This is a genomic window from Kitasatospora sp. NPDC001132, from assembly GCF_053598415.1.
Genome location: NZ_JBSFKF010000014.1, coordinates 37,818 through 60,861, shown reverse-complemented (window position 1 = coordinate 60,861; position 23,044 = coordinate 37,818). Strand labels below are relative to the sequence as shown.

General features: G+C 72.4%; 17 protein-coding genes. 5 read left to right on the top strand and 12 right to left on the bottom strand.

Translation table 11 applies throughout. The features are described from left to right. Positions 1-80: 80 nt before the first annotated feature. From ACWDBE_RS20340 to ACWDBE_RS20325, 4 genes are all read right to left on the bottom strand, one after another. Positions 81-1,727, bottom strand: coding sequence for a polyamine aminopropyltransferase (locus tag ACWDBE_RS20340; RefSeq protein WP_449787837.1), 1,647 nt, complete (start codon positions 1,725-1,727; stop codon positions 81-83). Positions 1,728-1,881: 154 nt separating this feature from the next. Next, entirely contained in the window at positions 1,882-2,412 is a 531-nt protein-coding gene (locus tag ACWDBE_RS20335; RefSeq protein WP_449787836.1) for a DUF2617 family protein, read from the bottom strand. 501 nt (positions 2,413-2,913) lie between these two features. Then, entirely contained in the window at positions 2,914-4,074 is a 1,161-nt protein-coding gene (locus ACWDBE_RS20330; protein ID WP_449808702.1) for a pyridoxal phosphate-dependent aminotransferase, read from the bottom strand. A 120-nt stretch (positions 4,075-4,194) separates the two neighbouring features. After that, positions 4,195-4,752 carry a YbjN domain-containing protein gene (locus ACWDBE_RS20325; protein WP_449787834.1) on the bottom strand — a complete coding sequence of 186 codons (558 nt, stop codon included), beginning with the start codon at positions 4,750-4,752 and terminating at the stop codon, positions 4,195-4,197. Between the two features lie 427 nt (positions 4,753-5,179). Between ACWDBE_RS20325 and ACWDBE_RS20320 the strand changes: the two genes are divergently transcribed. Continuing rightward, positions 5,180-5,458: a helix-turn-helix domain-containing protein gene (locus tag ACWDBE_RS20320; protein ID WP_449787833.1), complete on the top strand. Its 279-nt coding sequence runs from the start codon at positions 5,180-5,182 to the stop codon at positions 5,456-5,458. A 106-nt stretch (positions 5,459-5,564) separates the two neighbouring features. Here the strand turns inward: ACWDBE_RS20320 and clpB are convergent, their stop codons facing one another. Together clpB and ACWDBE_RS20310 are read right to left on the bottom strand one after the other, a co-directional pair. Continuing rightward, positions 5,565-8,171 (bottom strand): ATP-dependent chaperone ClpB, encoded by a 2,607-nt coding sequence (clpB, locus tag ACWDBE_RS20315; protein ID WP_449808701.1) that lies wholly within the window; start codon positions 8,169-8,171, stop codon positions 5,565-5,567. A gap of 72 nt (positions 8,172-8,243) precedes the next feature. Further along, entirely contained in the window at positions 8,244-9,176 is a 933-nt protein-coding gene (locus ACWDBE_RS20310; protein ID WP_449808700.1) for a LysR family transcriptional regulator, read from the bottom strand. Positions 9,177-9,246: 70 nt separating this feature from the next. Here ACWDBE_RS20310 and ACWDBE_RS20305 point away from each other — a divergent pair, with 70 nt between their 5' ends. The 3 genes from ACWDBE_RS20305 to ACWDBE_RS20295 all read left to right on the top strand — a co-directional run bounded on the left by ACWDBE_RS20305 (position 9,247) and on the right by ACWDBE_RS20295 (position 13,007). Next, positions 9,247-10,362, top strand: coding sequence for a TDT family transporter (locus tag ACWDBE_RS20305; protein ID WP_392868544.1), 1,116 nt, complete (start codon positions 9,247-9,249; stop codon positions 10,360-10,362). Positions 10,363-11,074: 712 nt separating this feature from the next. After that, the gene (locus ACWDBE_RS20300) at positions 11,075-12,061 is read left to right on the top strand and encodes a LuxR C-terminal-related transcriptional regulator (RefSeq protein WP_449787830.1); all 987 of its coding nucleotides are present in this window, start codon (positions 11,075-11,077) and stop codon (positions 12,059-12,061) included. Next, positions 12,051-13,007, top strand: a complete 957-nt coding sequence (locus tag ACWDBE_RS20295) for a LuxR C-terminal-related transcriptional regulator (protein WP_449787829.1) — start codon at positions 12,051-12,053, stop codon at positions 13,005-13,007. Before ACWDBE_RS20300 ends, ACWDBE_RS20295 begins: the two co-directional genes overlap by 11 nt. Before the next feature lie 493 nt (positions 13,008-13,500). On the opposite strand, the gene ACWDBE_RS20290 is transcribed toward ACWDBE_RS20295, so the two are convergent. The 6 genes from ACWDBE_RS20290 to dnaK form a co-directional block, all read right to left on the bottom strand. Further along, positions 13,501-14,118 carry a hypothetical protein gene (locus tag ACWDBE_RS20290; protein ID WP_449787828.1) on the bottom strand — a complete coding sequence of 206 codons (618 nt, stop codon included), beginning with the start codon at positions 14,116-14,118 and terminating at the stop codon, positions 13,501-13,503. A gap of 574 nt (positions 14,119-14,692) precedes the next feature. Further along, positions 14,693-15,685, bottom strand: a complete 993-nt coding sequence (locus tag ACWDBE_RS20285) for a hypothetical protein (RefSeq protein ID WP_449787827.1) — start codon at positions 15,683-15,685, stop codon at positions 14,693-14,695. 194 nt (positions 15,686-15,879) lie between these two features. Beyond that, positions 15,880-16,410: a heat shock protein transcriptional repressor HspR gene (locus ACWDBE_RS20280; protein ID WP_449787826.1), complete on the bottom strand. Its 531-nt coding sequence runs from the start codon at positions 16,408-16,410 to the stop codon at positions 15,880-15,882. Between the two features lie 7 nt (positions 16,411-16,417). Beyond that, positions 16,418-17,578, bottom strand: coding sequence for a molecular chaperone DnaJ (gene dnaJ / locus ACWDBE_RS20275; protein ID WP_449787825.1), 1,161 nt, complete (start codon positions 17,576-17,578; stop codon positions 16,418-16,420). Positions 17,579-17,801: 223 nt separating this feature from the next. Then, positions 17,802-18,419 (bottom strand): nucleotide exchange factor GrpE, encoded by a 618-nt coding sequence (grpE, locus tag ACWDBE_RS20270; protein ID WP_449787824.1) that lies wholly within the window; start codon positions 18,417-18,419, stop codon positions 17,802-17,804. After that, positions 18,416-20,257: a molecular chaperone DnaK gene (dnaK, locus tag ACWDBE_RS20265; RefSeq protein WP_449787823.1), complete on the bottom strand. Its 1,842-nt coding sequence runs from the start codon at positions 20,255-20,257 to the stop codon at positions 18,416-18,418. Before dnaK ends, grpE begins: the two co-directional genes overlap by 4 nt. Before the next feature lie 345 nt (positions 20,258-20,602). Here dnaK and ACWDBE_RS20260 point away from each other — a divergent pair, with 345 nt between their 5' ends. Further along, a complete protein-coding gene (locus ACWDBE_RS20260) occupies positions 20,603-22,828 on the top strand; it encodes a heterodisulfide reductase-related iron-sulfur binding cluster (RefSeq protein WP_449787822.1) in 2,226 nt (741 codons plus the stop codon). Positions 22,829-23,044 lie beyond the last annotated feature (216 nt).

Below are 23,044 nucleotides of genomic sequence, written 5' to 3'. Positions count from 1 at the left end.
ACCCGCGTGCCGGGAGCCCGTTCTCTTCCGCCCCGTCGCCGCTTCGGCGGGGCCGGAGCGGCGACGGCGTCGTGCGGCCCTCAGCGTGGGCCGAGGAGGGTGAGGGCGGCCGGGGGGTGGGTGGGGCGGAGGGCGGTGAGGCGGGCGGTGGTGGTGCGGAGGGTGTCGGGGGTGAGGGCGCGGGGTGGCGGGGCGTCGGGGGCGAGGGTGAGCCGGGGGCGGTCGGCGGCGGCGAGGAGGAAGTTCCGGGCATCGCCCGGCGGGCCGGGCCGGCAGGTGGCGGTGGGGCTGTCCTGGACGGCGTACGGGGCGGTCTGGAGGCCCGCCGCGCGCAGGCCGGACTCGACCTGCCAGAGGCCGTCCGGGTCGCTCCCGGCGCGGACGGCGATCCGCCCGCCGGGGGAGAGCAGCCGGGTGGCGAGGCCGTAGAACTCCTGGGAGTGGAACTTGACCGGCCCGCCGTCGGCCGGGGCCGGGAGGTCGGCGAGCACCACGTCGTACGGCCCGTCCCCGCCGGGGGCGTCGGCGCCGCGCAGCCAGGCGAGCGGGTCGGCCGCGGTGGTGCGGACCCGGGGGTCGTCCAGCGCGTGGCCGTCGAGGGCGGCGAGCCCGGGGTCGGTGCGGGCCAGTCGGGGGAGGACGGGGTCGGCGTCGACCAGCCGGACGGTGCGGACGCCCCGGTGCCGCAGCACCTCCCGCAGGGCCGTCCCGTCGCCGCCGCCGAGCAGCAGGACCCGGGTGTCCGGGCCGGCCGCCATGGCGGGGTGGACCAGGCCCTCGCTGCTCCGGTACTCGTCGGGCCCGCAGACCGCGAGCCGGCCGTCCAGGTAGAGCCGGAGGGGGCCCTCGGCGGGGCCGGTGAGCACGATCTCCTGGTGCCGGCTGCGGATCGCGTAGCGGACCTGGTCGCCGTACAGGGCGTGCCGGGCGGCGCGTTCGACGGCCTCGGAGCCGGCCGCGGCCGCCGCGAGCAGGCCGAGGACCAGCAAGCAGCCGCCCCACAGCAGCCGGCGCATCCGGGGGGCCGGTTCCTCGGGGAACAGCCAGAGCACCACGGCGGCCCCGGCGACGGCGTTGACGGCGCCGGTGAGCAACGCGCCGTCGCCCGGCCCGAGGGCGGGCAGGATCAGGAACGGGAAGGCGAGGCCGCCGATCAGCGCGCCCACGTAGTCGGCGGCGAACAGGTCGGCGACGGCCCGCCCGGCGTCCTCGCGCCGGATCCGCTGGATGAGGGTCATCAGCAGGGGGATCTCGGCGCCGATCAGGATGCCGATCAGGCAGGTGAGGCCGACCATGGCGGCCTGGTAGCGGCCGAGCCAGGCCCAGCAGGAGTAGAGCGCGAGGACGGAGAGTCCGCCGGTGAGCGCGAGCGCGCACTCGACGGCGGCGAAGGCGGTGGCGGGCCGGCTGGTGAGCCGTTTGGCGAGCAGTGAGCCGAGGCCCATCGCGAACACCATGACGGAGAGCACGACGGAGGTTTGGGTGACCGTGTCCCCGAGCAGGTAGTCGCCGAGCGCCACGAGTTCGAGCTCGTAGACGAGTCCGCAGGCCGCGCAGACGAACGCGGCCAGCAGGACGGCCAGGCGGGCGAGCCGGGGGCGGGAGCGCAGCCGGGATGGACGGCGGGCGGGCAGGAGTGGGGCGAGGCCTCGCCCGGGCCGGGGTGGGGCGCCGTCGTCGAGGTCCACTCGCGGGCGTGCGGGCGGACCGGCCGGATGGTTGATCACGAACAAACGCTAGGGGACGTGCGGGACGGATCGCTGCGCCCATCCGACGGACAGTGAGCGACGTCGGATTGACGAACCGTTCCTGCGTACGATTCGCAGGCCCGCGCTGGACGGCCTACGGCCGGATCGGTGTTCCGGTCCGGGCTTCGGGCGGTCATCCCCCGGACACCACCAGCGAGGAGCGGGTGCACACCAGCTGCCCCTCCTGCGGGTAGGCGTGCCAGGTGCGCCAGAGCAGCCGGTCCGCGCCGCCCTGGGTGACCAGCGCGGTGAAGGCGCTCGGGTCGCCCGGGAAGACCCCGGCGAGGCCGCGCGGGTGCCCCTCGACGAGGGCCAGCAGCTCCTGGGCGCGGGCCGCGAAGTCGTGCGGCGGCAGCGCCTCGATGCGGGCGGCGAACTCGTACTCCCAGCCGCAGACCTGCTTGGCCACCCGGGCCGGCAGCGGGGTGCGGCGGCCGGGCAGGCAGGCGACGGTCTCCAGGCACCGGCCGGGGCCCGCGTCGATCACCACCTGGTGGGAGGCGCCCAGCAGGCGCAGCTGGAGGGTGCCGGACGGGCCCGGGCGGCCGCCTCCGTCGAGTCTCAGGTCGCGGACGGCGAGCGCGGGCAGTGGGTCGCCGCCGAGGCACCAGGCGAGGTCACCGGCGCGGGTGTCCGTGTAGGAGGTCTGCAGTGTGGTGAGCATGCTCGGCTCCGCGTTTCAGCTCCGTGCGCGCCCGCCGAGCAGCAGCGACTAGGCCTAGGCGATGGCGAGGCTGTTCGTGGCTGTGCGGCCCTGGGCGCGGCCGACCGTGGAAGGAAGGATTCCGGCTGGAGATTCAGCAGCAGAGAAGCACGAATACGCCGGGTCCGCCGGTGATTTACCCAACTTTGTCAAGCATTCACCGTTTAGAGCACATCTGCTTCCCGGGTCTGATCGAGTCCATGTGCGAGTTTGCACAGCGCGCGCCCCTATCACCGGATCGTGCGCCGTGCGCGCCGGGTGTGCGCTGTTCGGGTGCAGCACACACCGCCGCCCTCCGGGCGCGGGGCGTGGAGGGCGGCGGGGGAACGCCTGGCGGGGCGGCCAGGATGTCTCGATTGAGGCAAACAGGCAAGCCGATCAAGGAAGTTGATGATCCATCAGAACTGGTGTCGGGGCATGGATGTTTTTGTTCGAAGGGAGTGAAAGGGGGCGTGCGGCCCCTCACAGGCGCTGTAGACGGGTGACGGCCTCCCGAAGAACCTCGTCCTTTTTGCAGAAAGCGAAGCGGACCAGGCTACGGCCGGCGTCCACGTCGTCGTAGAACACCGCGTTCGGAATGGCGACGACGCCGCAACGGCCGGGCAGGGCGCGGCAGAACTCGATGCCGTCCCTCTCGCCGAGCGGGGTGATGTCGGTGGTGACGAAGTACGTGCCCTCGGGCGTGAAGGCGCGGAAGCCGGCCGCGCCGAGGCCGTCGACCAGCAGGTCGCGCTTGCGCAGCAGGTCGGCGCGGAGGGTGTCGAAGTAGGCGTCGGGCAGCCGCAGCGCCTCCGCGACGGCGTACTGGAAGGGGCCGGCGCTGACGTAGGTGAGGTACTGCTTCGCGGTGCGCACGGCCGCGACCAGGTCCGGGCTCGCGGTGACCCAGCCGACCTTCCAGCCGGTGAAGGAGAAGGTCTTGCCGGCCGAGGAGATGGTGACGGTGCGCTCGCGCATGCCGGGCAGTGCTGCGAGCGGGTGGTGGACGGTGCCGAAGACGAGGTGCTCGTAGACCTCGTCGGTGATGACCAACAGGTCGTGTTCGACGGCAAGTTCGGCGATGCCGCGCAGTTCCTCGGGGGTGAGGACGGTGCCGGTCGGGTTGTGCGGGGTGTTGATCAGCAGCAGCCGGGTGCGCGGGGTGATCAGGGCGCGCAGCTCGTCGAGGTCGGGGCGGAAGGTCGGGGCCCGCAGGGTGAGCGGGCGGCGGGTGGCGCCGGCCATGGCGATGCAGGCCGCGTAGGAGTCGTAGAAGGGTTCGAGGGCGATCACCTCGTCGCCGGGCTCCAGCAGGGCCAGCAGGGCGGCGGCGATGGCCTCGGTGGCGCCGGCGGTGACCAGCACCTCGGTGTCGGGGTCGTACGAGAGGCCGTGGAAGCGCTGCTGGTGCTCGGCGATCGCAGCGCGCAGTTCGGGGACGCCGGGGCCGGGCGGGTACTGGTTGCCGCGGCCCTCGCGCAGGGCCCGTACGGCCGCCTCGCGGACCTCCTCGGGCCCGTCGGTGTCCGGGAAGCCCTGGCCGAGGTTGATCGAGCCGGTGGCCGTGGCCAGCGCGGACATCTCGGCGAAGACCGTCGTGCCCATCCGGGCCAGTCGGCGGTTCAGCAGTGGCCTGGTACCCATCGGTGGCTCCTCGCGGCTCGTCGTCAGGGCCATCCTGGGACAGCCGGGAGCCGGGGACAAGAACGGCCCGCCACCGGCGCGGAGGCGGTGGCGGGCCGGACCGGAGTGCCGGGAGCGGGATCAGGCCTCGTCGGTGCCCTCGGTGCCCTCGCCGTCCTCGCCCTCGATCTCGTTCTGGAGGCCGAGGCGCTCGACGATCCACTGCTCGAAGCCGACCGCGGCCTGGGTCCAGTTGGCGGTGGTGGTGACGAAGTAGTCCAGGTTGACGCCGGTGCCGACGATCATCTGGGCCTCGCCGATCAGGCGGACCACGCCGTCCTCGTGGGTGTGGGTGTACACCTTGGGCCAGAGGGTCTCGCGGTTCCACTCGTCGATCAGGTCGAGGATCTCGCCCTTCTTCTCCAGCGGGTACGCGCGGTCGTAGAAGGCGCGGACCGCGAAGAGCTCCTTCTGCTCGCCGCGGAACATGTAGTAGACGCGGAAGCCCTCCCAGGGGGCGGTGAGGTCGCCCTCCTCGTCCACGACGTGCTTGAGCTGCATCTGGTCCAGCAGCTGGGTGACCAGGGCCTGGTCCGGGACGATGACCGGCGGCGGGCCGGCCGGCCGACCGCCCTGGCCGCCGGGCTGGCCGCCCTGGGGAACGCCGAAGGACGGGATGGACGACGGGTCGATGCTCATGGGGGTCCTCTTCCTCAGTGCACGTGGTGGCCGGCAATGAGAGGCCGCCCTTTCCACCTCCCATCCTGCCTCATTCGGGGCTTCGCTCACAGGGGCAGCCGGGGGTGTGTGGATCTTCGTCCGGTGTTCGTCCCCCCGTTCTTCCATCCGTTCTTCCCGGCGTTCTTCCCCCGGTTCTCCCGGGTGCCGTCCGGCGGTTCCGGCGGCGGGTTCAAGGGGTGGCGGTCACGCAGGGTGCGCGGGGCGGGGGGCGGGCCGTCCGCGCCGGGCGCGTGAGTCACGTCACGCGCCCGGCGCGCCGGTTCGGCTGCCGCGCCGGCCGGTTGCGGTTAGCGTGCGACGGCACTCGCTTCGATCAAATCCCGGCCGGACCGGGGGAGTTGGGCCGTCCTGGGGTGGACTGGCCGGAATTGAGGGGGGAACAGGCGTGGGTGGAGCGGCGACGGGGGACGGCGCATCGCTCGGGGCGCTGCTGCGGAGCATCCGGCTGGACCGGGGCATGACGCAGGAGCAGCTGGGCGAGGCGACCGGGCTGAGCGTGCGGTCGATCAGGGACCTGGAACGGGGGCTCTCCTGCCCGCGGGTGTCCACGCTCCGGCTGCTGACCCAGGCCTGGGGCCTGCCGGACGCCCAGGTGGCCGAGCTGCACCGGCTGGCGCGCAGCCGGCGGGACCGGACGCGGCGGCTGCGGCAGGCGGCGAAGTGACGCCCGCCGGGTGAGGCCGCCCGGGTGACGCCGGGCGCGGAAGCGGAACGGGCCGCCCCGCCGCCGGAGCGGAGGGAGCGGCCCGTGCGCCGGACGCCCGGCCGTACTACTTCTCCAGCGGCCCCCGGCCGCGGACGGTGAGGCGGTCGCCCTCCTCGTCCCGCTCGACCACGACGGTGTCCCCGTCGTGCACCGCGCCGGAGAGGATCGCCCGGGCGAGCTGGTCGCCGATCGCGGACTGCACCAGCCGGCGCAGCGGGCGGGCGCCGTACGCCGGGTCGTAGCCGGTGAGCGCCAGCCAGTCGCGGGCGGCCTCGGAGACCTCCAGGGTGAGCCGCCGCTCCTGCAGCCGCTCGCCCAGGCGGGCCACCTGGAGGTCGACGATCCGGCTGAGCTCGTTGGTGCCCAGCGGTTCGAAGACCACGATGTCGTCCAGCCGGTTGAGGAACTCCGGCTTGAACGCGGACCGGACGGCGCCCAGCACCAGTTCCCGCTTCTCCGCCTCCGGGGTGGTCGGGTCGACCAGGTACTGACTGCCCAGGTTGGAGGTGAGGATCAGGATGGCGTTGCGGAAGTCCACCGTGCGGCCCTGGCCGTCGGTGAGCCGGCCGTCGTCCAGCACCTGGAGCAGGACGTCGAAGACCTCCGGGTGGGCCTTCTCCACCTCGTCCAGCAGGACCACGCTGTACGGGCGGCGGCGGACGGCCTCGGTGAGCTGGCCGCCCTCCTCGTAGCCGACGTACCCGGGCGGGGCGCCGACCAGGCGGGAGACCGAGTGCTTCTCGCCGTACTCGCTCATGTCGATCCGGACCATCGCCCGCTCGTCGTCGAACAGGAAGTCGGCCAGGGCCTTGGCGAGTTCGGTCTTGCCGACGCCGGTCGGGCCGAGGAAGAGGAAGGAGCCGGTCGGGCGGTCCGGGTCGGCGATGCCGGAGCGGGTGCGCCGCACCGCGTCCGAGACGGCCTGCACGGCCTCCTTCTGGCCGATCAGGCGCCTGCCCAACTCCTCCTCCATGCGCAGGAGTTTGGCGCTCTCACCCTCCAGCAGCCGGCCGGCCGGGATGCCCGTCCAGGAGGCGACCACGTCGGCCACGTCGTCCGGGCCGACCTCCTCCTTGACCATCGAGGCGGAGGCGTCCTGGTCGGCGGCGCGCTCCTGGGCGTCGGTGAGCTCCTTCTCGGCGGCCGGGATCTCGGCGTACATCAGCTTGGACGCCCGCTCGAAGTCACCGTCCCGCTGGGCGCGTTCGAGCGCGCCGTGCAGGTCGTCCAGCCGCTCCTTGAGCTCGCCGACCCGGTTGAGGCTCTTCTTCTCCTGCTCCCAGCGCGCCGTCAGCACGCTCAACTGCTCGTTCCGGTCGGCGAGGTCGCGCCGCAGCCGGGCCAGCCGGTCCACCGAGGCCGGGTCCGACTCCTTCTCCAGGGCGAGCTCCTCCATCCGCAACCGGTCGACGGAGCGCTGGAGTTCGTCGATCTCGACCGGGGAGGAGTCGATCTCCATCCGCAGCCGGGAGGCCGCCTCGTCGACCAGGTCGATCGCCTTGTCGGGCAGGAAGCGGGAGGTGATGTAGCGGTTGGACAGGGTGGCCGCGGCGACCAGCGCGGCGTCCGAGATCTGCACCTTGTGGTGCGCCTCGTACCGGCCCTTGAGCCCGCGCAGGATGGCGATCGAGTCCTCCACGCTGGGCTCGCCGACCAGCACCTGCTGGAAGCGGCGCTCCAGGGCGGGGTCCTTCTCGATCCGCTCGCGGTACTCGTCCAGCGTGGTGGCGCCGACCATCCGCAGCTCGCCGCGGGCCAGCATCGGCTTGAGCATGTTGCCCGCGTCCATCGCGGAGTCGCCGCCGGCGCCCGCGCCGACCATGGTGTGCAGCTCGTCGATGAAGGTGACGACCTGGCCGTCGGAGGACTTGATGTCGTTCAGGACGGCCTTCAGCCGCTCCTCGAACTCGCCGCGGAACTTGGCGCCCGCGACCATCGCGCCGAGGTCCAGCGCGACCAGCCGCTTGCCGCGCAGCGACTCCGGCACGTCGCCGGCCACGATGCGCTGGGCCAGGCCCTCGACCACGGCGGTCTTGCCGACGCCGGGCTCGCCGATCAGCACCGGGTTGTTCTTCGTCCGGCGGGAGAGCACCTGGACCACCCGGCGGATCTCGTGGTCGCGGCCGATCACCGGGTCGAGCTTGCCGTCCCGGGCGGCCTGGGTGAGGTCGGTGCCGTACTTCTCCAGGGCCTTGTAGGTGCCCTCCGGGTCCGGTGAGGTGACCTTGCCGCTGCCCCGGACGTCCTTGAACGCGGCGAGCAGCGCCTTCGGCGTGGCGCCCTGGTGCACCAGCAGCTCGGCCACGGCGCCGCCCTCGGCGGCCAGGCCGACCATCAGGTGCTCGGTGGAGACGTACTGGTCGTCCAGGTCGTCCGCGCGCTTGCCGGCCTCGGTGAGCACCGCGATGGTGTCCCGGGCGAGCTGCGGCGCGGCGACCGTCGAGCCCATCGCGCTGGGCAGCGCGGCGGCCTGGCGGCGGGCCTCGGTGTCGACCCGGGCGACGTCCGCCCCGACCGCCTCCAGCAGGGGCCGGGCGATGCCCTCGGGCTGCTCCAGCAGGGCGATCAGGATGTGCACCGGCCTGACGTCCGGGTTGCCGGCCGTGCCCGCCTGCCGGATCGCGGCGGCCAGGGCGTCCTGCGTCTTGGTGGTGAACTTGCTGGCGTCCACTGCTGGGGAGTCCTCCCTCGTCGTCCTTCACTACTGCTACGTACAGCATGCACTATGTTGAGTCTATTCCGCTCAACTTTTGCTCGTCGGATTCCGGACGGCCGTCCGCCGGGTCAGCCCCAGCAGCTCCCGGGCCGGCCCGCCCGGCCGCTGCCCGGCCGGCCAGACCGCGCGCAGCGGCCGCCGCAGGTCCAGTTCCCGCGCCAGCGGCACCTCGACCAGCCGTCGGGTGGCCAGCTCCTCCGTCACCGCCAGCTCGCTCAGGCAGACCGGCCCCGCCCCGGTCATCGCCGCCGCCTTCAGTGCGGTGGACGAGGCCAGCTCCATCCGGGGCCGCGCCACGCCCCCGTACGGCCGCAGGGCCGTCTCCAGCACCTCCCTGGTCCCCGAGCCGGGCTCGCGCAGCGTCAGTGGGGTGGCCGCCAGCTCGGCCCCGGTCAGCGGGGCGGGGCGCCGGGCCCAGGGATGGCCCGGCGCGACCACGACCACCAGCCGGTCCGCCGCGACCACGGCGCCGGCCAGCCCGGGCGGCGTGGACGGGCCCTCGACGAAGCCGAGGTCGGCGTCCCCGGCCAGGACGTGCCCGGCGACCTCCGCCGAGTTCGCCGTCCGCAGCGTCACCGCCGTCCCCGGGCTGGCCTCGGACAGGCTCAGCAGCCAGCCGGGCATCAGGTACTCGGCGACGGTCAGGCTGGCCACCACCCGCAGCTTGGCGTCCCGCCGCTCGCGCAGCGCGTCGATCCCGGCGTCCAGGGCCTGCGCCGCCTCCACCACCTGCCGGGCCCACTCGACCACCAGTCGGCCCGCCTCGGTCGGCCGGCTGCCCCGGGGCGAGCGGTCCAGCAGCGGGACGCCGATCTGCCGCTCCATGCCCTTGATCCGGGCGCTGGCGGTCGGCTGGCTGACGCCCAGCTCGGCCGCCGCCCGTCCGACGCTGCCCAGCCGGGCCACCGCGAGCAGCAGTTCCAGGGCGCCGAGTTCGGGGACGTGCGAGGAGAGGGCCATAGGTTCAGGCTATGCCCCCATAGGAGCCCTGGCGCTACCGGCCGCCCGGCCCACCGGCGACGGTAGGGGCATGTCCACTTTGGCCGGTATCCGCCCCCTCGCCCGCCCCGCCGCCGTCCGCCCCCGGCCGGACCTCGCCCAGCTCGGCCCCAACTGGTACGCCGCCGTGATGGGCACCGCGATCCTGGCGAACGGCGCCGCCGTCCTCCCGGTGCGGCTGCCCGGGCTGACCGGCTTCGGCGAGGTGATGTGGGCGCTCGCGCTGGCCGCCCTGCTGGTGCTGGTCGGGGCCCGGCTGGTCCACCTCACCCGGCACCGCGAGGCGGCCCGCGCCCAGCTGCTGGACAACCCGGCCACCGCGGTCTTCTACGGCTGCCCGCCGATGGCGCTGCTGGCGGTCGGACTGGGCACCCTGCTGCTCGGCTCCCGGGTCATCGGCACCGGCCCGGCGGTCGCCCTGGACGCGGTGCTGTGGACCCTCGGCACGGTGTACGCGCTCGCGGTGGCCGGCGGCATCCCGTACCTGATGATCACCCGGCACCCGGTCTCCGCCCTGGAGGCCAACCCGACCTGGCTGCTGCCGGTCGTCGCCCCGCTGGTCGCCTCCGCCTGCGGCCCCGCGCTCGTCCCCCACCTGCCGGCCGGGACGCCCCAGCAGGCCATGCTGTACGGCTGCTGGGCGCTGTTCGGGGTCGGCCTGCTGGCCACCCTGGTGCTGCTGCCGGTGGTGTTCACCGGGCTGTTCCACAGCAAGCTGCCCGCCCTGGCGCTCACCCCCTCGCTGTTCCTGGTGCTCGGCCCCCTCGGCCAGTCCGTCACCGCGGTCCACCAGCTCGCCGACGCCGCCCGCCCGGTGCTGCCCGCGCTGGCGCCCGCCATGGTCGACCTCGCCGAGCTGTACGGGGTGGCGGTGATCGGCGTCGCGATGCTCTGGCTGGCCGTCGCGCTCACCGCCAACCTGCGCGCCCGGCGGGCCGGGATGCCGTTCGCGATGACCTGGTGGGCGTACACCTTCCCGGTCGGCACCTGCGTCACCGGCGCCTCGGCGCTCGCCCGGCACACCGGCTTCGCGGGCTTCAGCGGGCTGGCCCTCGGCCTGTACCTGCTGCTGGCGCTCGCCTGGGTGCTCGCCGCGGGCGGCACCGCGGCCGGGCTGGCCCGGGGCCGGCTGCTCGGGCGGGTCTGACGGCCGGGGCGGGTCCGACGGCCGGGGCGGGTCCGACGGCCGGGGTGGGTCCGAGGCCTCCCGCCGTCGCGCCCCGACGCACGGCCCGGGAACACGCCGCCGGTGCAGGAACGTGCAGCGCCGGGGCACCGCGCCCGGCCGCCCGGCGCGGCCGCCGGGGGCACCGACACCCCTCACCGGCCGCGATTCCCACCGGAGTCCGCCCCACCGCCCGGGGCGCCGAAGCCGGGCCGGCTGCAGATAGCTGCAATTGCGCGAACCTGCACTCGGGCGACACTTGTTCACCGGCCGTCACGCTGTGAGGGTGGAGGCACGCCAAGTCGTCCGGGCAACCGCAGCCCGATGACGGCGGCTGGCTCTTCATGCTGACCGCAGGTGCGACTCGCGCACCGGTGGAACGGGGGGGAAGAGCACCGGACCGGGGGCCATGTGTGGTGATGGCCTCCGGACCGGACCCGTCGAGGCGTTGCTGCTCCGCCTCGACGGGAGCGCTTGGGCTTGGCGTACCGATGGCGGCCCCCGGACGAACCGGCGTGCGACGGCACCCGGCCCGGGGGCCCGCCGCACCAACCGGTACCGTGACCGCCGGTTCCATGATCACGCCGTACCGGCCCACCGGTACCGCGGGCCCCCGGCCCGTCGGTGCCACGGCCCGCGCGGCGGGGAGCACGGGCAGTACCAGGGGACAGGCGTCCGGCAGGGAGAGTGCGACGTGACGGGGGACCCGGCGGCCACACCGCACCACGGGCCGGTGGGCGAGGAACCCGACGAGGCCGCCCGGCAGCTCTACCTGGCCATCATCGCCGAGGGCGGCCGCGTCCCCACCGCCGAGGTCGCGGACGTCGACCGGGGCGCGCTGCAACAGCTCATCGACATCGGCCTGTTGATGGTCAACCGGATGGACCGCTGCTACACCGCGGTCAGCCCGCGTTCGGTCAGCGACCGCCTCGGCGCCGAACTGCGCAGCGAGGCCACCCGGCTGCTGGTCCGCGCGGAGAACCTCCCGGGCGCCCTGGACGGCCTCACCAGGGCCTACGACGCGATGCCCCGACCGACCGACCGGGCCGGCGCCGCCGTGCACGTCGAGGGGCACGTCCACATCCGCCAGCGGATCTCCCAGCTGGTCTCCGACTGCCGCTCCGAGGTGCTCACCGCGCAGCCCGGCCACCGGCCCGCCGACACCCTCCAGGTCGCCCTCCTCCAGGACGTCCAACTGCTGCAGCGCGGCTGCTCGTTGCGCACCATCTACCAGCCGGTCGCGTTCGCCGACCCGCCCGCGCTCGCCTACGCCGAGGAGGTCACCCGGCACGGCTCGCTCATCCGCGTGCTCGACGAGCCCTTCCAGCGGCTGATCGTCTTCGACCGCTCCGTCGCCGTGATCTCCGCCAACGACGACAACAGCACCGCCGCCTTCATCACCGACCCGGCCACCATCACCTACCTGGTCGGCGGCTTCGAACGCGACTGGGCCCGCGCCGACACCGCCGGGGCCGCCCTCGGCCAGGGACCCGCCCGCACCGTCCCCGACCGGGTCGGCCGGCTGCTCGCCCGCGGCCTCACCCAGCGGGCCGTCGCCACCCGGCTGGGCCTGAGCGAGCGCACCGTCGCCGCCCACATCTCCCGGCTGCGCGACCGCTACGGCGCTCAGACCCTCTTCCAACTCGGCTGGCTGATGCGAGGCGCCCGCGATGACCGATGAACCGGGCCCGGCCGAGCGGGCCCTCTACCTCGTCGCCGTCCGGGGCGGCGGCCGGCTGCGCCCGGACGACCTCGCCCCCGCCGACCGCCCGGCCCTGGCCGCGCTCGTCGCCCGCGGCCTGCTCACCCCCACCGCCACCGGCTGGACCGCCGCCGGCCCGCGCGCCCTCGGCGACCGGATCGGCGTCGAACTGCGCACCCGCGCCCTGCGGCTGCTGCGGCACGCCGAGCGGCTCCCGGCCGTGCTCGGCCCGCTGGCCCGCGCCTACGACGAGGCCCGCCACCCGGTCGGAGCCCCGCCCCCGGGCCCCTCGGCCGCGCGCCCCGGGACCGGCGCCGTCCTCGACGCCGCCGAGGTCCGCGGGCGGATCAGCGAGCTCGTCTCGGAGTGCCGCGAGGAGGTGCTGGCCGCCCAGCCGGGGCTGCGTCCGCTCGAAGGGCTTCGGATGGCCCTCGCCCAGGACCTCTCGCTGCTCCGCCGCGGCTGCGCGCTGCGTACCGTCTACCAGTCGGTCACCCTCGCCGACCCCGCCGTGCGGAGCCAGGTGGCCCTGCGCACCGGACAGGGCGCCCAGGTCCGGGTCCTCGCCGAACCGTACGAGCGGGTGCTGGTCTTCGACCGGGTGGTGGCCGTCATCCCCGCCGCCGAGGACCGCAGCCGGGCCGTCTTCCTCACCGACCCCACCACCGTCGCCTTCCTGGTGGCCCAGTTCGAACGCGACTGGGCCCGCGCCACCCCCGCCGACGGCCACCTCGATCCGCCGTCCGTCACCACCGTCCGGATCGGCCGGCTGCTCGCCCGCGGCCTCACCCAGCGGGCCGTCGCCACCCGGCTGGGCGTCAGCGAGCGCACCGTCGCCGCCCACATCTCCCGGCTGCGCGACCGCTACGGCGCCCGCACCCTCTTCCACCTCGGCTGGCAGCTGCGGGGCGAGCACCGTGACTGACCCCGCCGCCACCGCGCTCCGCGCCGCCCACCTTCCGGATCCGCCGGAGGGCCGCGTCCGGGCCCACGACGCGGCGACGGCCACGGAAGCGGGCCCGCGGATCCGGGTCCCCGGCGCCGGCTCCGGCCGGACGCCGGTGCTCGACCGCGCCGTCGCCGTGATCCCGGCGACCCCGGACGACGGGGTCGCCGCCATGGTGGAGGATCCGGCGGCGGTCACGTACCTGCTGGGCGTCTTCGAGCGGCGCCGGCGGCAGGCCCAAGTCGTGGACCGGGTCGCGCTGTTCGACGGTGCGAGGGGGCCCGCCAGCCACGAGGAGGCCGGACGGCCGCGCGCTCGGGGGCTCACGCAGCGGGCGATCGCCGGCCGGACGGGGCTGGGCGGGCGCACCGTCGCCGGTCACCTCGCCCGGCTGCGTGAGCCGTACGACGCGGAGGCGCCGTTGCGACCGGGCCGGCGGACACGGGCAGCCGGGCCGGGACGTGACGGTCGCTCAGCCGGTGGCGGCGCCGGTCGGCCAGTAGCCGGGGACCGGGGGCTGCTGCCGGGGGACGTTGAACTGCTCGCCGGGGGCGGTCCAGAAGCCCTCGCGCAGGGAGAGCGCCATGCCCGCCCAGTCGAGTGCGGTCTCGACCGTGTGGTTGAGGGCCTCCTGCGACCAGGTGTCGTCGAAGACCAGCGGCAGGACGGGGGCGACCTGCTCGATGGTGGCGATCAGCGGGTTGTGGGTGATGGCCTCGTCGACCAGGAGGACGATGGGCTTGCGCAGCGCCGACGCCCAGCCGAGCTCCAGGCTCACGCCGGCCGAGAGGGGGGCCCCGACGTAGGCGAACACGAGGTCGGCGGACTGGAGGGCGCGGAAGTCGGAGGGGACGCGGGGCTCCGGCGCGCGGCCGGAGACGGTCCAGGCGTCACTGTGGTGCGCGCTGTACACGGCGGCGCCGCTGCGCAGCAGGGTGGTGCGGAGCGTCGTCAGCCGCGTCCGGCTGGCGAGCGTCACCACACTGTCGGCCGGCCCGGTCAGTCGCATCAGGGGGGCGGCCAGGAACACACGTGCACGCCGACCCTCAGGGGCCTGGCTGTCGTGGTGACGCAGGTAGGGCTCGGTCATGTCGACTCCGGGGAAAGGCCGACCGGGTGGTGATGTGGTGCCGGCGGGCGCTGAGGACAGTGGTTTTTGAGTCTGCGAGCGGAAGAGATCCGGCAGATATTTGACGGTACAGCGGCAAGTTCGCTATCTGTGCTGGACCATTGGGAGCGAACTGATCGTCTATCAGCGCGCGCGGCCGCGTCCAGCGTCCCGCCCTGTCATCTGGATGCCTGGCAGAGAGATGACGCTCCGGCCGGGGGGAGTGGGGATGGCACTCTCGCGGAAGGTGCGGCATCATGTGGACGCCAGTGCTATTGATTCGGTCCTAGGTGTTCGAGAGTTTGGAGGGTGGGTCCGTGTCTCTGCGTCGACTCGTCTGCAAGGCTGCGCTTCCGATCCTCATCGGCATGGCGGTTCTGACCGGAGTCTCCTTCCCGTCCGACGGCGGGCACGCGGCTGTGAGCACCAGTGCGCTGGCGGCTGTCGCCGACGACCTGCACTGGGGCTGAAATCCGGTTCCACGGCTCGATCGGGACGGGGCGGGCGTGAAGGCTGAGCCTTTCGCGCCGGGTGGGGCGGGATTCGGCGGCCGCCCTCAGCCCAGTTCCGGTCTCGTCGACCGGCCGAGCGCGTAGCCCAGCTGGAAGAGGGAGTCGACGTGGTACTCCTCCCTCAGTTCCGCGATGTGGCGCGCCAGGGTGCGCTCACTGATGCCCAGCCGTCGTGCGATGACCCGGTGGTTCGTCCCGGCGAGCATCAGGTCGATGATCGTCTGGCGCAGTCTGGAGACGACTTGTTGGGGGACGGAACGGTCCCCGTCGAATTCCAGGGCCCGGTTCCAACTCCGCTCGAAGACCTCCTCGATGAGGAAGCTGACGATGGCCGGATCGTGGATGAACGCCGCCAGGTCGTCGTCCACCACCGGAATCACGGCCAGCTTGCGGTCCACGATGATCAGCCGGGCGTACGGCTCGTCCAGGGTGCGGAACTGCCACCCTTCCTCGGTCAGCTTCGCGACGTAGTCCCGGGTCGCCTGGTGGTAGCGGGTGCTCGCGTTGTAAATGGTGCGCATCGACGCGCCGTGGCGGAGAATCTCCAGGTCGCGCGCCAGGAAAGACGTCAGCATTTCCGCCGGGCGGGGTCCGCCGGGCTGCATCGACAGGCCTTCCGTGACTCCCGCGGCGGCCGACTGCTGAAGTCTCTGATTTATCCGCGCTTTCCCGTGGATGTATTCGATGGCCCCACCCGTCGTGTCGGGGGCGTGAAATGCCTCGGCGAGTTCGCTGAGGTCGCCGGGCAGCGATACCGCTCTGGAGAGCAGATCGAGGGCCTGACGCTGCCAGGTGGAACTCAGACTGTCGGCGAGTTGGGCCGGATCGACCGCGAGCAAAGCGCCCGGATCGTCGCTGTCGGGTATGAGCAGTCCGAGTTTCAACAATTCATCGAGGGCCGGGACACTGGTGGCCGGACACGCGCTCCGGAAGAGACGACCGTTCTCGTTGACGGCCTGCAGGTAGAGCTTTCGGGCGTCCTCGGACAGGACGCGCGATCCGCTGAATGCAGCCCCCGCGTGCTCTCGCCCACTCATCTCGGCTCCTAGTGTTGACCGGGAAGTAGTCAACGCGACTGTCGTCTTCTGTGGCAAGAATCCTAGGTGGCGCTGACCGGGTGCCTTGCCGCCCGCAGATCGACCGTGCCGGCCCGATAGAGCACTCTCTCACCAACACCGAGCCGCCGGCACCCCCCGAGAGGAGGGGCCGGCGGCTCGGTGGATCCGTCAGGTCAGCGCTTGGGACGCCAGACGACGAGCGCGCTGGACTGCGGGGTGGGGGGCTGGTACGGGACGAGGTCGCGGCGGTAGGACGCGTGGACGGCGGCCTCGCGCTGCTGGAGGGCGGCGGCGGCGCCTTCCAGCGAGTCGACCAGCTCCGCGACGCGGGACCGGAGGGCGGTGACCTGGTTCTCCAGCTCGATGATCCGCTTGATCCCCGCCAGGTTGATGCCCTCGTCCTGGGAGAGCCGCTGGACCTCGCGCAGCTGCTGGATGTCGCGCGCGGAGTAGCGGCGGCCCCGGCCGGCGGTGCGGTCGGGGCAGACCAGGCCGAGGCGGTCGTACTGGCGCAGGGTCTGCGGGTGCAGACCGGACAGTTCGGCGGCCACGGAGATGACGTACACCGGGGTGTCCTCGGTGAGCACGTACGTCGGCGGGGCCGCGGCGGCCCGGCGGGTGCGGCGGGCGCCGGCGCCGGGCAGGCCCTCGCCGAGGCCGGAGCCGATCGGGGTGTCGGGGTCGATCGGGTTCATCGGGGACATCTGGTCGTCACGCTCCCTTCGCCGCCCTGAACAGGTCGGCTCGCGGATCGTCGGAGGCGGTGGCCTCGCGGTACTGCTCCAGGGCGCTCAGCGCGTCGCCGGTGACGTGCTGCGGCACCACGACCTCGACGGTGACGAGGAGGTCGCCGCGGGTGCCGTCCTTGCGGGTGGCGCCCTTGCCGCGGGCGCGCATGGTGAGGCCGTTGGCGCTGCCCGGGGGCAGCTTGAGCTTCACGGCCGGGCCGTTCAGCGTGGGCACCTCGATGGTCGCGCCGAGCGCCGCCTCGGGGAAGGCGACGGGGACGGTGACGGTGAGGTTGTCGCCCTTGCGGCCGAACACCGGGTGCGGGTCGACGTGCACGGTGACGTAGAGGTCGCCGGGCTGCCCGCCGCGCTCGCCCTGGGCGCCCTTGCCCTTGAGCCGGATGCGCTGGTCGGCCTGGACGCCGGCCGGGATCCGGACCTGCATGGTGCGGGCCGAGCTGGCGCGGCCGCTGCCGTGGCAGTCGGGGCACGGGTCGTCGACGATCATGCCCCGGCCGCGGCAGTCCTTGCACGGCTCGGAGAGCGCGAAGGCGCCCTGGCCGCGGCTGACGGTGCCCGCGCCGACGCAGGTCGGACAGACCCGCGGGGTGGTGCCGGCCTTGGCCCCGGTGCCGTTGCAGCCGCGGCAGGGGGCCTGGCTGGTCATCCGCAGCGGGACGGTCGCGCCGTCCACCGCCTCCTCGAAGGAGAGCGTCACCTCGGTCTCGACGTCGGCGCCGCGCCGGGGCTGGGCCTGGCGGGTGCCGCCGCGGTTGAAGAGGCCGCCGAAGACGTCCCCGAGGCCGCCGCCGCCACCGCCGCCGCCCTGGCTGCCGCTGAAGAGGTCGCCGAAGTCGAAGCTGTAGCTGCCCGTGCCGCCGGGGCCGCCGGCCCGGAAGCCGCCGTTGGCGAAGAGGGTGCGGGCCTCGTCGTACTCCTTGCGGCGCTTCTCGTCGGAGAGGACGTCGTACGCCTCGGAGATGTCCTTGAACCGCTCCTCGGACTTGGCGTCACCCTTGTTGGCGTCGGGGTGGAACTCGCGCGCGAGCTTGCGGTAGGTCTTCTTGATCTCGGTAGCGGTGGCGTCCTTGGGCACGCCGAGGACCTTGTAGTAGTCCTTCTCGACAAAGTCCTTGCCACTCATGCGTCCACCTCGCTGCGCTCGGCAGCCGCTGAGCGGTTCACGCGCCTCTCGATTGTTCGCTCGCTGCGCTCGCTCACGGCTTCCGCCACCTCCCGAGTTCCATCGTCACAGAGCTGTCAACAGCCGCTGGGTGTAAGACCGTTGACAGAGCGCTGCGGAGCCGGCCGCCGTACTGGCCGGCGTACGACTCCGCAGCGCACTGGTTGTCAGCTGTCACAGGTTGTCAGCTGTCCGAGCCACCGTCGGACTTGTCCTTGTCGGTGGACTTCGCCTCGGCGTCCGAGGGCGCCTGGCTGCCGGGCTGGGGCTCGGCGACGGCCACCATCGCCGGGCGGATGATCCGCTCGCCGATGCGGTAGCCGGGCTGGAGGATCTGCACGCAGGTGTCCTCGGTGACGTCCGAGGAGTAGCTGTGCATCAGCGCCTCGTGCATGGTCGGGTCGAAGGGCTCGCCCTCCTTGCCGAACTGCTGCAGGCCCAGCTTGGCGACGACCGTCTCCAGCGACTCGGCGACGGACTTGAAGCCGCCCGTGACCTCGCCGTGCTCGCGGGCGCGGCCGATGTCGTCCAGGACCGGGATCAGCGACTCCAGGATGTTGGAGACGGCGATCTCGCGGACGGTCAGCCGGTCGCGCTCGACCCGCTTGCGGTAGTTCTGGTACTCGGCCTGGAGGCGCTGGAGGTCGCCGGTGCGCTCGGCGAGCTCCCGCTTGGCGGCGGCGAGCTCCTCCGAACCGGAGTCCCCGGAGCCGGCCGAGGCGGCCTCCTCGGCAGCCTTGATCACGGCCTCTTCGGCGGCGGAGTCGTCGCCGGGCTTGCCGCCCTGCGGCTTGTCCGTCATGCCGCACCGCCCTTGGGCTTCTCGTCGTCCACGATCTCGGCGTCGACGACGTCGTCGTCCTTGGCCTGGGCGGAGTCACCGGAGCCGGCGGCACCGGCGGTGGCGTCGGCGTTGGCGTACAGCGCCTGGCCGAGCTTCTGCGCGGTGGTGGAGACCTTCTCCGAGGCCTCGCGGATCTTCGCGATGTCCTCGCCCTTCAGGGCCTCCTTGAGCTCGCCGATGGCGGTCTCGACCTCGGTCTTGACGTCGCCCGGCAGCTTGTCGGCGTTGTCGGCGATGAACTTCTCGGTCGAGTAGACGAGCTGCTCGGCGGAGTTGCGCGTCTCGACGGCCTCGCGGCGCTTGTGGTCGTCCTCGGCGTACTGCTCGGCCTCGCGGCGCATGCGGTCGACCTCGTCCTTCGGCAGCGAGGAGCCGCCGGTGACGGTCATCTTCTGCTCCTTGCCGGTGCCGAGGTCCTTGGCACCGACGTGCATGATGCCGTTGGCGTCGATGTCGAAGGTGACCTCGATCTGCGGCAGGCCGCGCGGCGCCGGCGGCAGGCCGGTCAGCTCGAACATGCCGAGCTTCTTGTTGTACGCGGCGATCTCGCGCTCGCCCTGGTAGACCTGGATCTGCACGGACGGCTGGTTGTCCTCGGCCGTGGTGAAGATCTCGGAACGCTTGGTCGGGATCGTGGTGTTGCGCTCGATCAGCTTGGTCATGATGCCGCCCTTGGTCTCGATGCCGAGGGACAGCGGGGTGACGTCGAGCAGCAGGACGTCCTTGACCTCGCCCTTCAGGACACCGGCCTGGAGCGCGGCGCCGATGGCGACGACCTCGTCCGGGTTGACGCCCTTGTTGGCGTCCTGGCCGCCGGTCAGCTCCTTGACGAGCTCGGCGACGGCCGGCATGCGGGTCGAGCCACCGACCAGGACGACGTGGTCGATCTCGGAGAGCGAGATGCCGGCGTCCTTGATCACGTTGTGGAACGGGACCTTGCAGCGCTCCAGCAGGTCCGCGGTCAGCTGCTGGAACTGGGCGCGGGTGAGCTTCTCGTCCAGGTGCAGCGGGCCCTCGGCGGAGGCCGTGATGTACGGCAGGTTGATCGAGGTCTCGGAGGACGAGGACAGCTCGATCTTCGCCTTCTCGGCGGCCTCGCGCAGACGCTGGAGGGCCATCTTGTCCTTGGACAGGTCGACGCCGTGGCCGGCCTGGAAGACCTTGACCAGGTGGTCGACGACGCGCTGGTCCCAGTCGTCACCACCGAGGTGGTTGTCACCGTTGGTGGCCTTCACCTCGACGACCCCGTCGCCGATCTCCAGCAGGGAGACGTCGAAGGTGCCGCCGCCGAGGTCGAAGACCAGGATGGTCTGGTCGTCCTTGTCGAGGCCGTACGCGAGGGCGGCCGCGGTCGGCTCGTTGACGATGCGCAGGACGTTCAGGCCCGCGATCTCGCCGGCCTCCTTGGTGGCCTGGCGCTCGGAGTCGTTGAAGTACGCCGGGACGGTGATGACGGCGTCGGTGACGGTCTCGCCCAGGTACGCCTCGGCGTCGCGCTTCAGCTTCTGCAGCACGAAGGCCGAGATCTGCTGGGGGTTGAAGTCCTTGCCGTCGATGTTGATCTTCCACCCGGTGCCCATGTGGCGCTTCACCGAGCGGATGGTGCGGTCGACGTTGGTGACCGCCTGGCGCTTGGCCACCTCGCCGACCAGGACTTCGCCGTTCTTGGCGAAGGCGACGACGGACGGCGTGGTCCGCGCACCCTCGGCGTTCGTGATGACGGTGGGCTCGCCACCCTCCAGAACGCTGACGACCGAGTTCGTCGTACCGAGGTCGATGCCGACCGCGCGTGCCATCGTAGATACCTCCACGGAAGAGTTGAGCTTTACGGGCTCAAGGATGCACGACCCGATGGGCGGCGTCAACAGGCATGAGTGCGAGACGCTCAACTTTGCTGAGCCGGAGCCTCGGCCGCGGGGCTCGGAGGTGGGCTCCGAGCCCCCGGGAGCCCCCGCCACGCCGTGGCGGGGGGTGCGCCCACGTGACTGCCGCCATAGCTTGGGAATCTTCTGGAGAACTGTTGCCCACCGGTAATGTCCGGGCCGTCGGCCCGGCAAGTTACCGACCAGTACACTCAGTTCCAAAGACCCTGAGAACCGCAGAGCCTGCTCAACCGCAAAGCCGCAGGAGACGGAGAGCCGATGCAGCTAGCAGCGATCGTCATCTCGCTGGTCACATTCGTGATCGGCACCGCGCTCGCCGCCCGTGCGGCGCTGTACATCTACAAGGTGGTCCGCACCGGTGCGGACGACTCCACCCGCTTCGGGCAGCCCGCCCAGCGGGTGAAGACCGTCGCGACCGAGTTCGTCGGCCACACCAGGATGAACCGCTGGGGGGTCGTCGGCGTCGCCCACTGGTTCGTCGCGGTCGGCTTCTTCAGCCTGGTGCTGACCATCGTCAACGCGTTCGGTCAGCTCTTCGACGCCGACTTCGCGCTGCCGATCATCGGCCACTGGATGATCTGGCAGCTCTTCGTCGAGCTGATCGGCACCCTGACCACGCTGGGCATCCTGGTCCTGATCGTGATCCGGCTGATGAGCCTGCCGTCCAGGTCCGGCCGCAAGTCCCGGTTCGCCGGCTCGATCGCCTGGCAGGCCTTCTACGTCGAGTACACGATCCTCGGCATCGGCCTCTGCATCCTGATGCTGCGCGGCCTTGAGGGCGCCCTCAACGGCGTCGACTCGTACGGGCCGGAGCACCTGGTCTCGTACCCGCTGGTCTCCGCGCTGAGCGGCCTGTCGCACGGCACGCTGGAGAACCTGATCTACCTGTTCGCGATGCTGAAGATCTGCATCTCGTTCGCGTGGGCGACCACCATCGGCCTCAACCCCTCGATGGGCGTGGCCTGGCACCGCTTCCTCGGCTTCTTCAACATCTACTTCAAGCGCGAGGAGGACGGCGGCACCGCGCTCGGCGCCCTCCGTCCGATGACCAGCAACGGTCAGCCGATCGACTTCGAGGACCCGGCCGACGACGCCGTCTTCGGCGTCTCCCAGGTCGAGCACTTCTCCTGGAAGGGCATCCTCGACTTCTCCACCTGCACCGAGTGCGGCCGCTGCCAGTCGCAGTGCCCGGCCTGGAACACCGGCAAGCCGCTCTCGCCGAAGCTGCTGATCATGAGCCTGCGCGAGCACGCCTACGGCAAGGCGCCGTACCTGCTGGCCGGCGGCGGCAAGGACATGGAGGGGGAGGAGAAGGCCACCTCAGAGCAGCTCAAGGACGTCCCGGCGGCCGCCCTGGCCGAGGCCGAGCGCCCGCTGATCGGCACCGCCGAGGAGAACGGCGTCATCGACCCGGACGTGCTGTGGTCCTGCACCACCTGCGGCGCCTGCGTCGAGCAGTGCCCGGTGGACATCGAGCACATCGACCACATCGTCGACATGCGCCGCTACCAGGTGATGATCGAGTCCTCGTTCCCGACCGAGGCCGGGACGATGCTCAAGAACCTGGAGAACAAGGGCAACCCGTGGGGCATGGCCACCAAGGCCCGCCTGGACTGGGTCAAGGAGCTCAAGAAGGAGACCGGCATCGAGGTGCCGGTGATCGGCGAGGACATCGACCCCGCCGAGGTCGAGTACCTCTACTGGGTCGGTTGCGCCGGCGCCCTGGAGGACCGCGCCAAGAAGACCACCAAGGCCTTCGCCGAGCTGCTGCACACCGCGGGCGTGAAGTTCGCGATCCTCGGCAAGGAGGAGTCCTGCACCGGTGACTCCGCCCGCCGCCTGGGCAACGAGTTCCTGTTCCAGATGCTCGGCGCGCAGAACGTGGAGACGCTGAACGCGGCCCTGGAGGACGCCCCGGTCAAGCGGATCGTGGCCACCTGCCCGCACTGCTTCAACACCATCGCCAACGAGTACCCGCAGCTGGGCGGCCACTTCGAGGTCATCCACCACACCCAGCTGCTGCAGCACCTGATCGACGAGGGCAAGCTCGTCCCGGTCAACCCGGTCGAGGGCCTGATCACCTACCACGACCCCTGCTACCTGGGCCGCCACAACAAGGTCTACAGCCCGCCGCGCGAGATCATGGACAAGGTCCCCGGTCTGCGCCAGCAGGAGATGCACCGGCACAAGGAACGCGGCTTCTGCTGCGGCGCCGGCGGTGCCCGGATGTGGATGGAGGAGCGCATCGGCAAGCGGATCAACACCGAGCGCGTGGACGAGGCGCTGTCGCTCAACCCGGACATCGTCTCCACCGCCTGCCCGTTCTGCCTGGTGATGCTCTCCGACTCGGTCAACGGCAAGAAGAACGAGGGCGCGGCCAAGGAGCACCTGAAGGTGGTCGACGTGGCCCAGCTGCTGCTCGACTCGGTGAAGGCCCAACCGCCGGCCGGGAGCGAGGAACAGCCCGCGACGGTGGACGCGTAACAGCCGCCGCTGAGCCCGCTGTTCGACAGTTCTGCTACAACTGCCCGGCCCGGTGGACGCCGTGAACGCGCCCGCCGGGCCGGGCTTTCGGTTGGCGCGGACGGCCCCCGCGGGTACGGCGGGCGTACGGCGGGTGACGGCAATCGCACAGGCGCCGGACGGGCATTCGGTCGGAAGCAAATACAGTAGGCCCGGACCGGCTTCGTGCCGGTCCAC

Coding starts and splice junctions, on each gene's coding strand:
- ACWDBE_RS20285 (WP_449787827.1), bottom strand. CDS start 15,685: ATGAGTGGGCGAGAGCACGCGGGGGCTGCATTCAGCGGATCGCGCGTC.
- ACWDBE_RS20260 (WP_449787822.1), top strand. CDS start 20,603: ATGCAGCTAGCAGCGATCGTCATCTCGCTGGTCACATTCGTGATCGGC.
- ACWDBE_RS20325 (WP_449787834.1), bottom strand. CDS start 4,752: ATGAGCATCGACCCGTCGTCCATCCCGTCCTTCGGCGTTCCCCAGGGC.
- ACWDBE_RS20305 (WP_392868544.1), top strand. CDS start 9,247: ATGTCCACTTTGGCCGGTATCCGCCCCCTCGCCCGCCCCGCCGCCGTC.
- ACWDBE_RS20330 (WP_449808702.1), bottom strand. CDS start 4,074: ATGGGTACCAGGCCACTGCTGAACCGCCGACTGGCCCGGATGGGCACG.
- ACWDBE_RS20310 (WP_449808700.1), bottom strand. CDS start 9,176: ATGGCCCTCTCCTCGCACGTCCCCGAACTCGGCGCCCTGGAACTGCTG.
- dnaJ (WP_449787825.1), bottom strand. CDS start 17,578: ATGAGTGGCAAGGACTTTGTCGAGAAGGACTACTACAAGGTCCTCGGC.
- ACWDBE_RS20280 (WP_449787826.1), bottom strand. CDS start 16,410: ATGTCCCCGATGAACCCGATCGACCCCGACACCCCGATCGGCTCCGGC.
- grpE (WP_449787824.1), bottom strand. CDS start 18,419: ATGACGGACAAGCCGCAGGGCGGCAAGCCCGGCGACGACTCCGCCGCC.
- ACWDBE_RS20295 (WP_449787829.1), top strand. CDS start 12,051: ATGACCGATGAACCGGGCCCGGCCGAGCGGGCCCTCTACCTCGTCGCC.
- ACWDBE_RS20335 (WP_449787836.1), bottom strand. CDS start 2,412: ATGCTCACCACACTGCAGACCTCCTACACGGACACCCGCGCCGGTGAC.
- ACWDBE_RS20290 (WP_449787828.1), bottom strand. CDS start 14,118: ATGACCGAGCCCTACCTGCGTCACCACGACAGCCAGGCCCCTGAGGGT.
- dnaK (WP_449787823.1), bottom strand. CDS start 20,257: ATGGCACGCGCGGTCGGCATCGACCTCGGTACGACGAACTCGGTCGTC.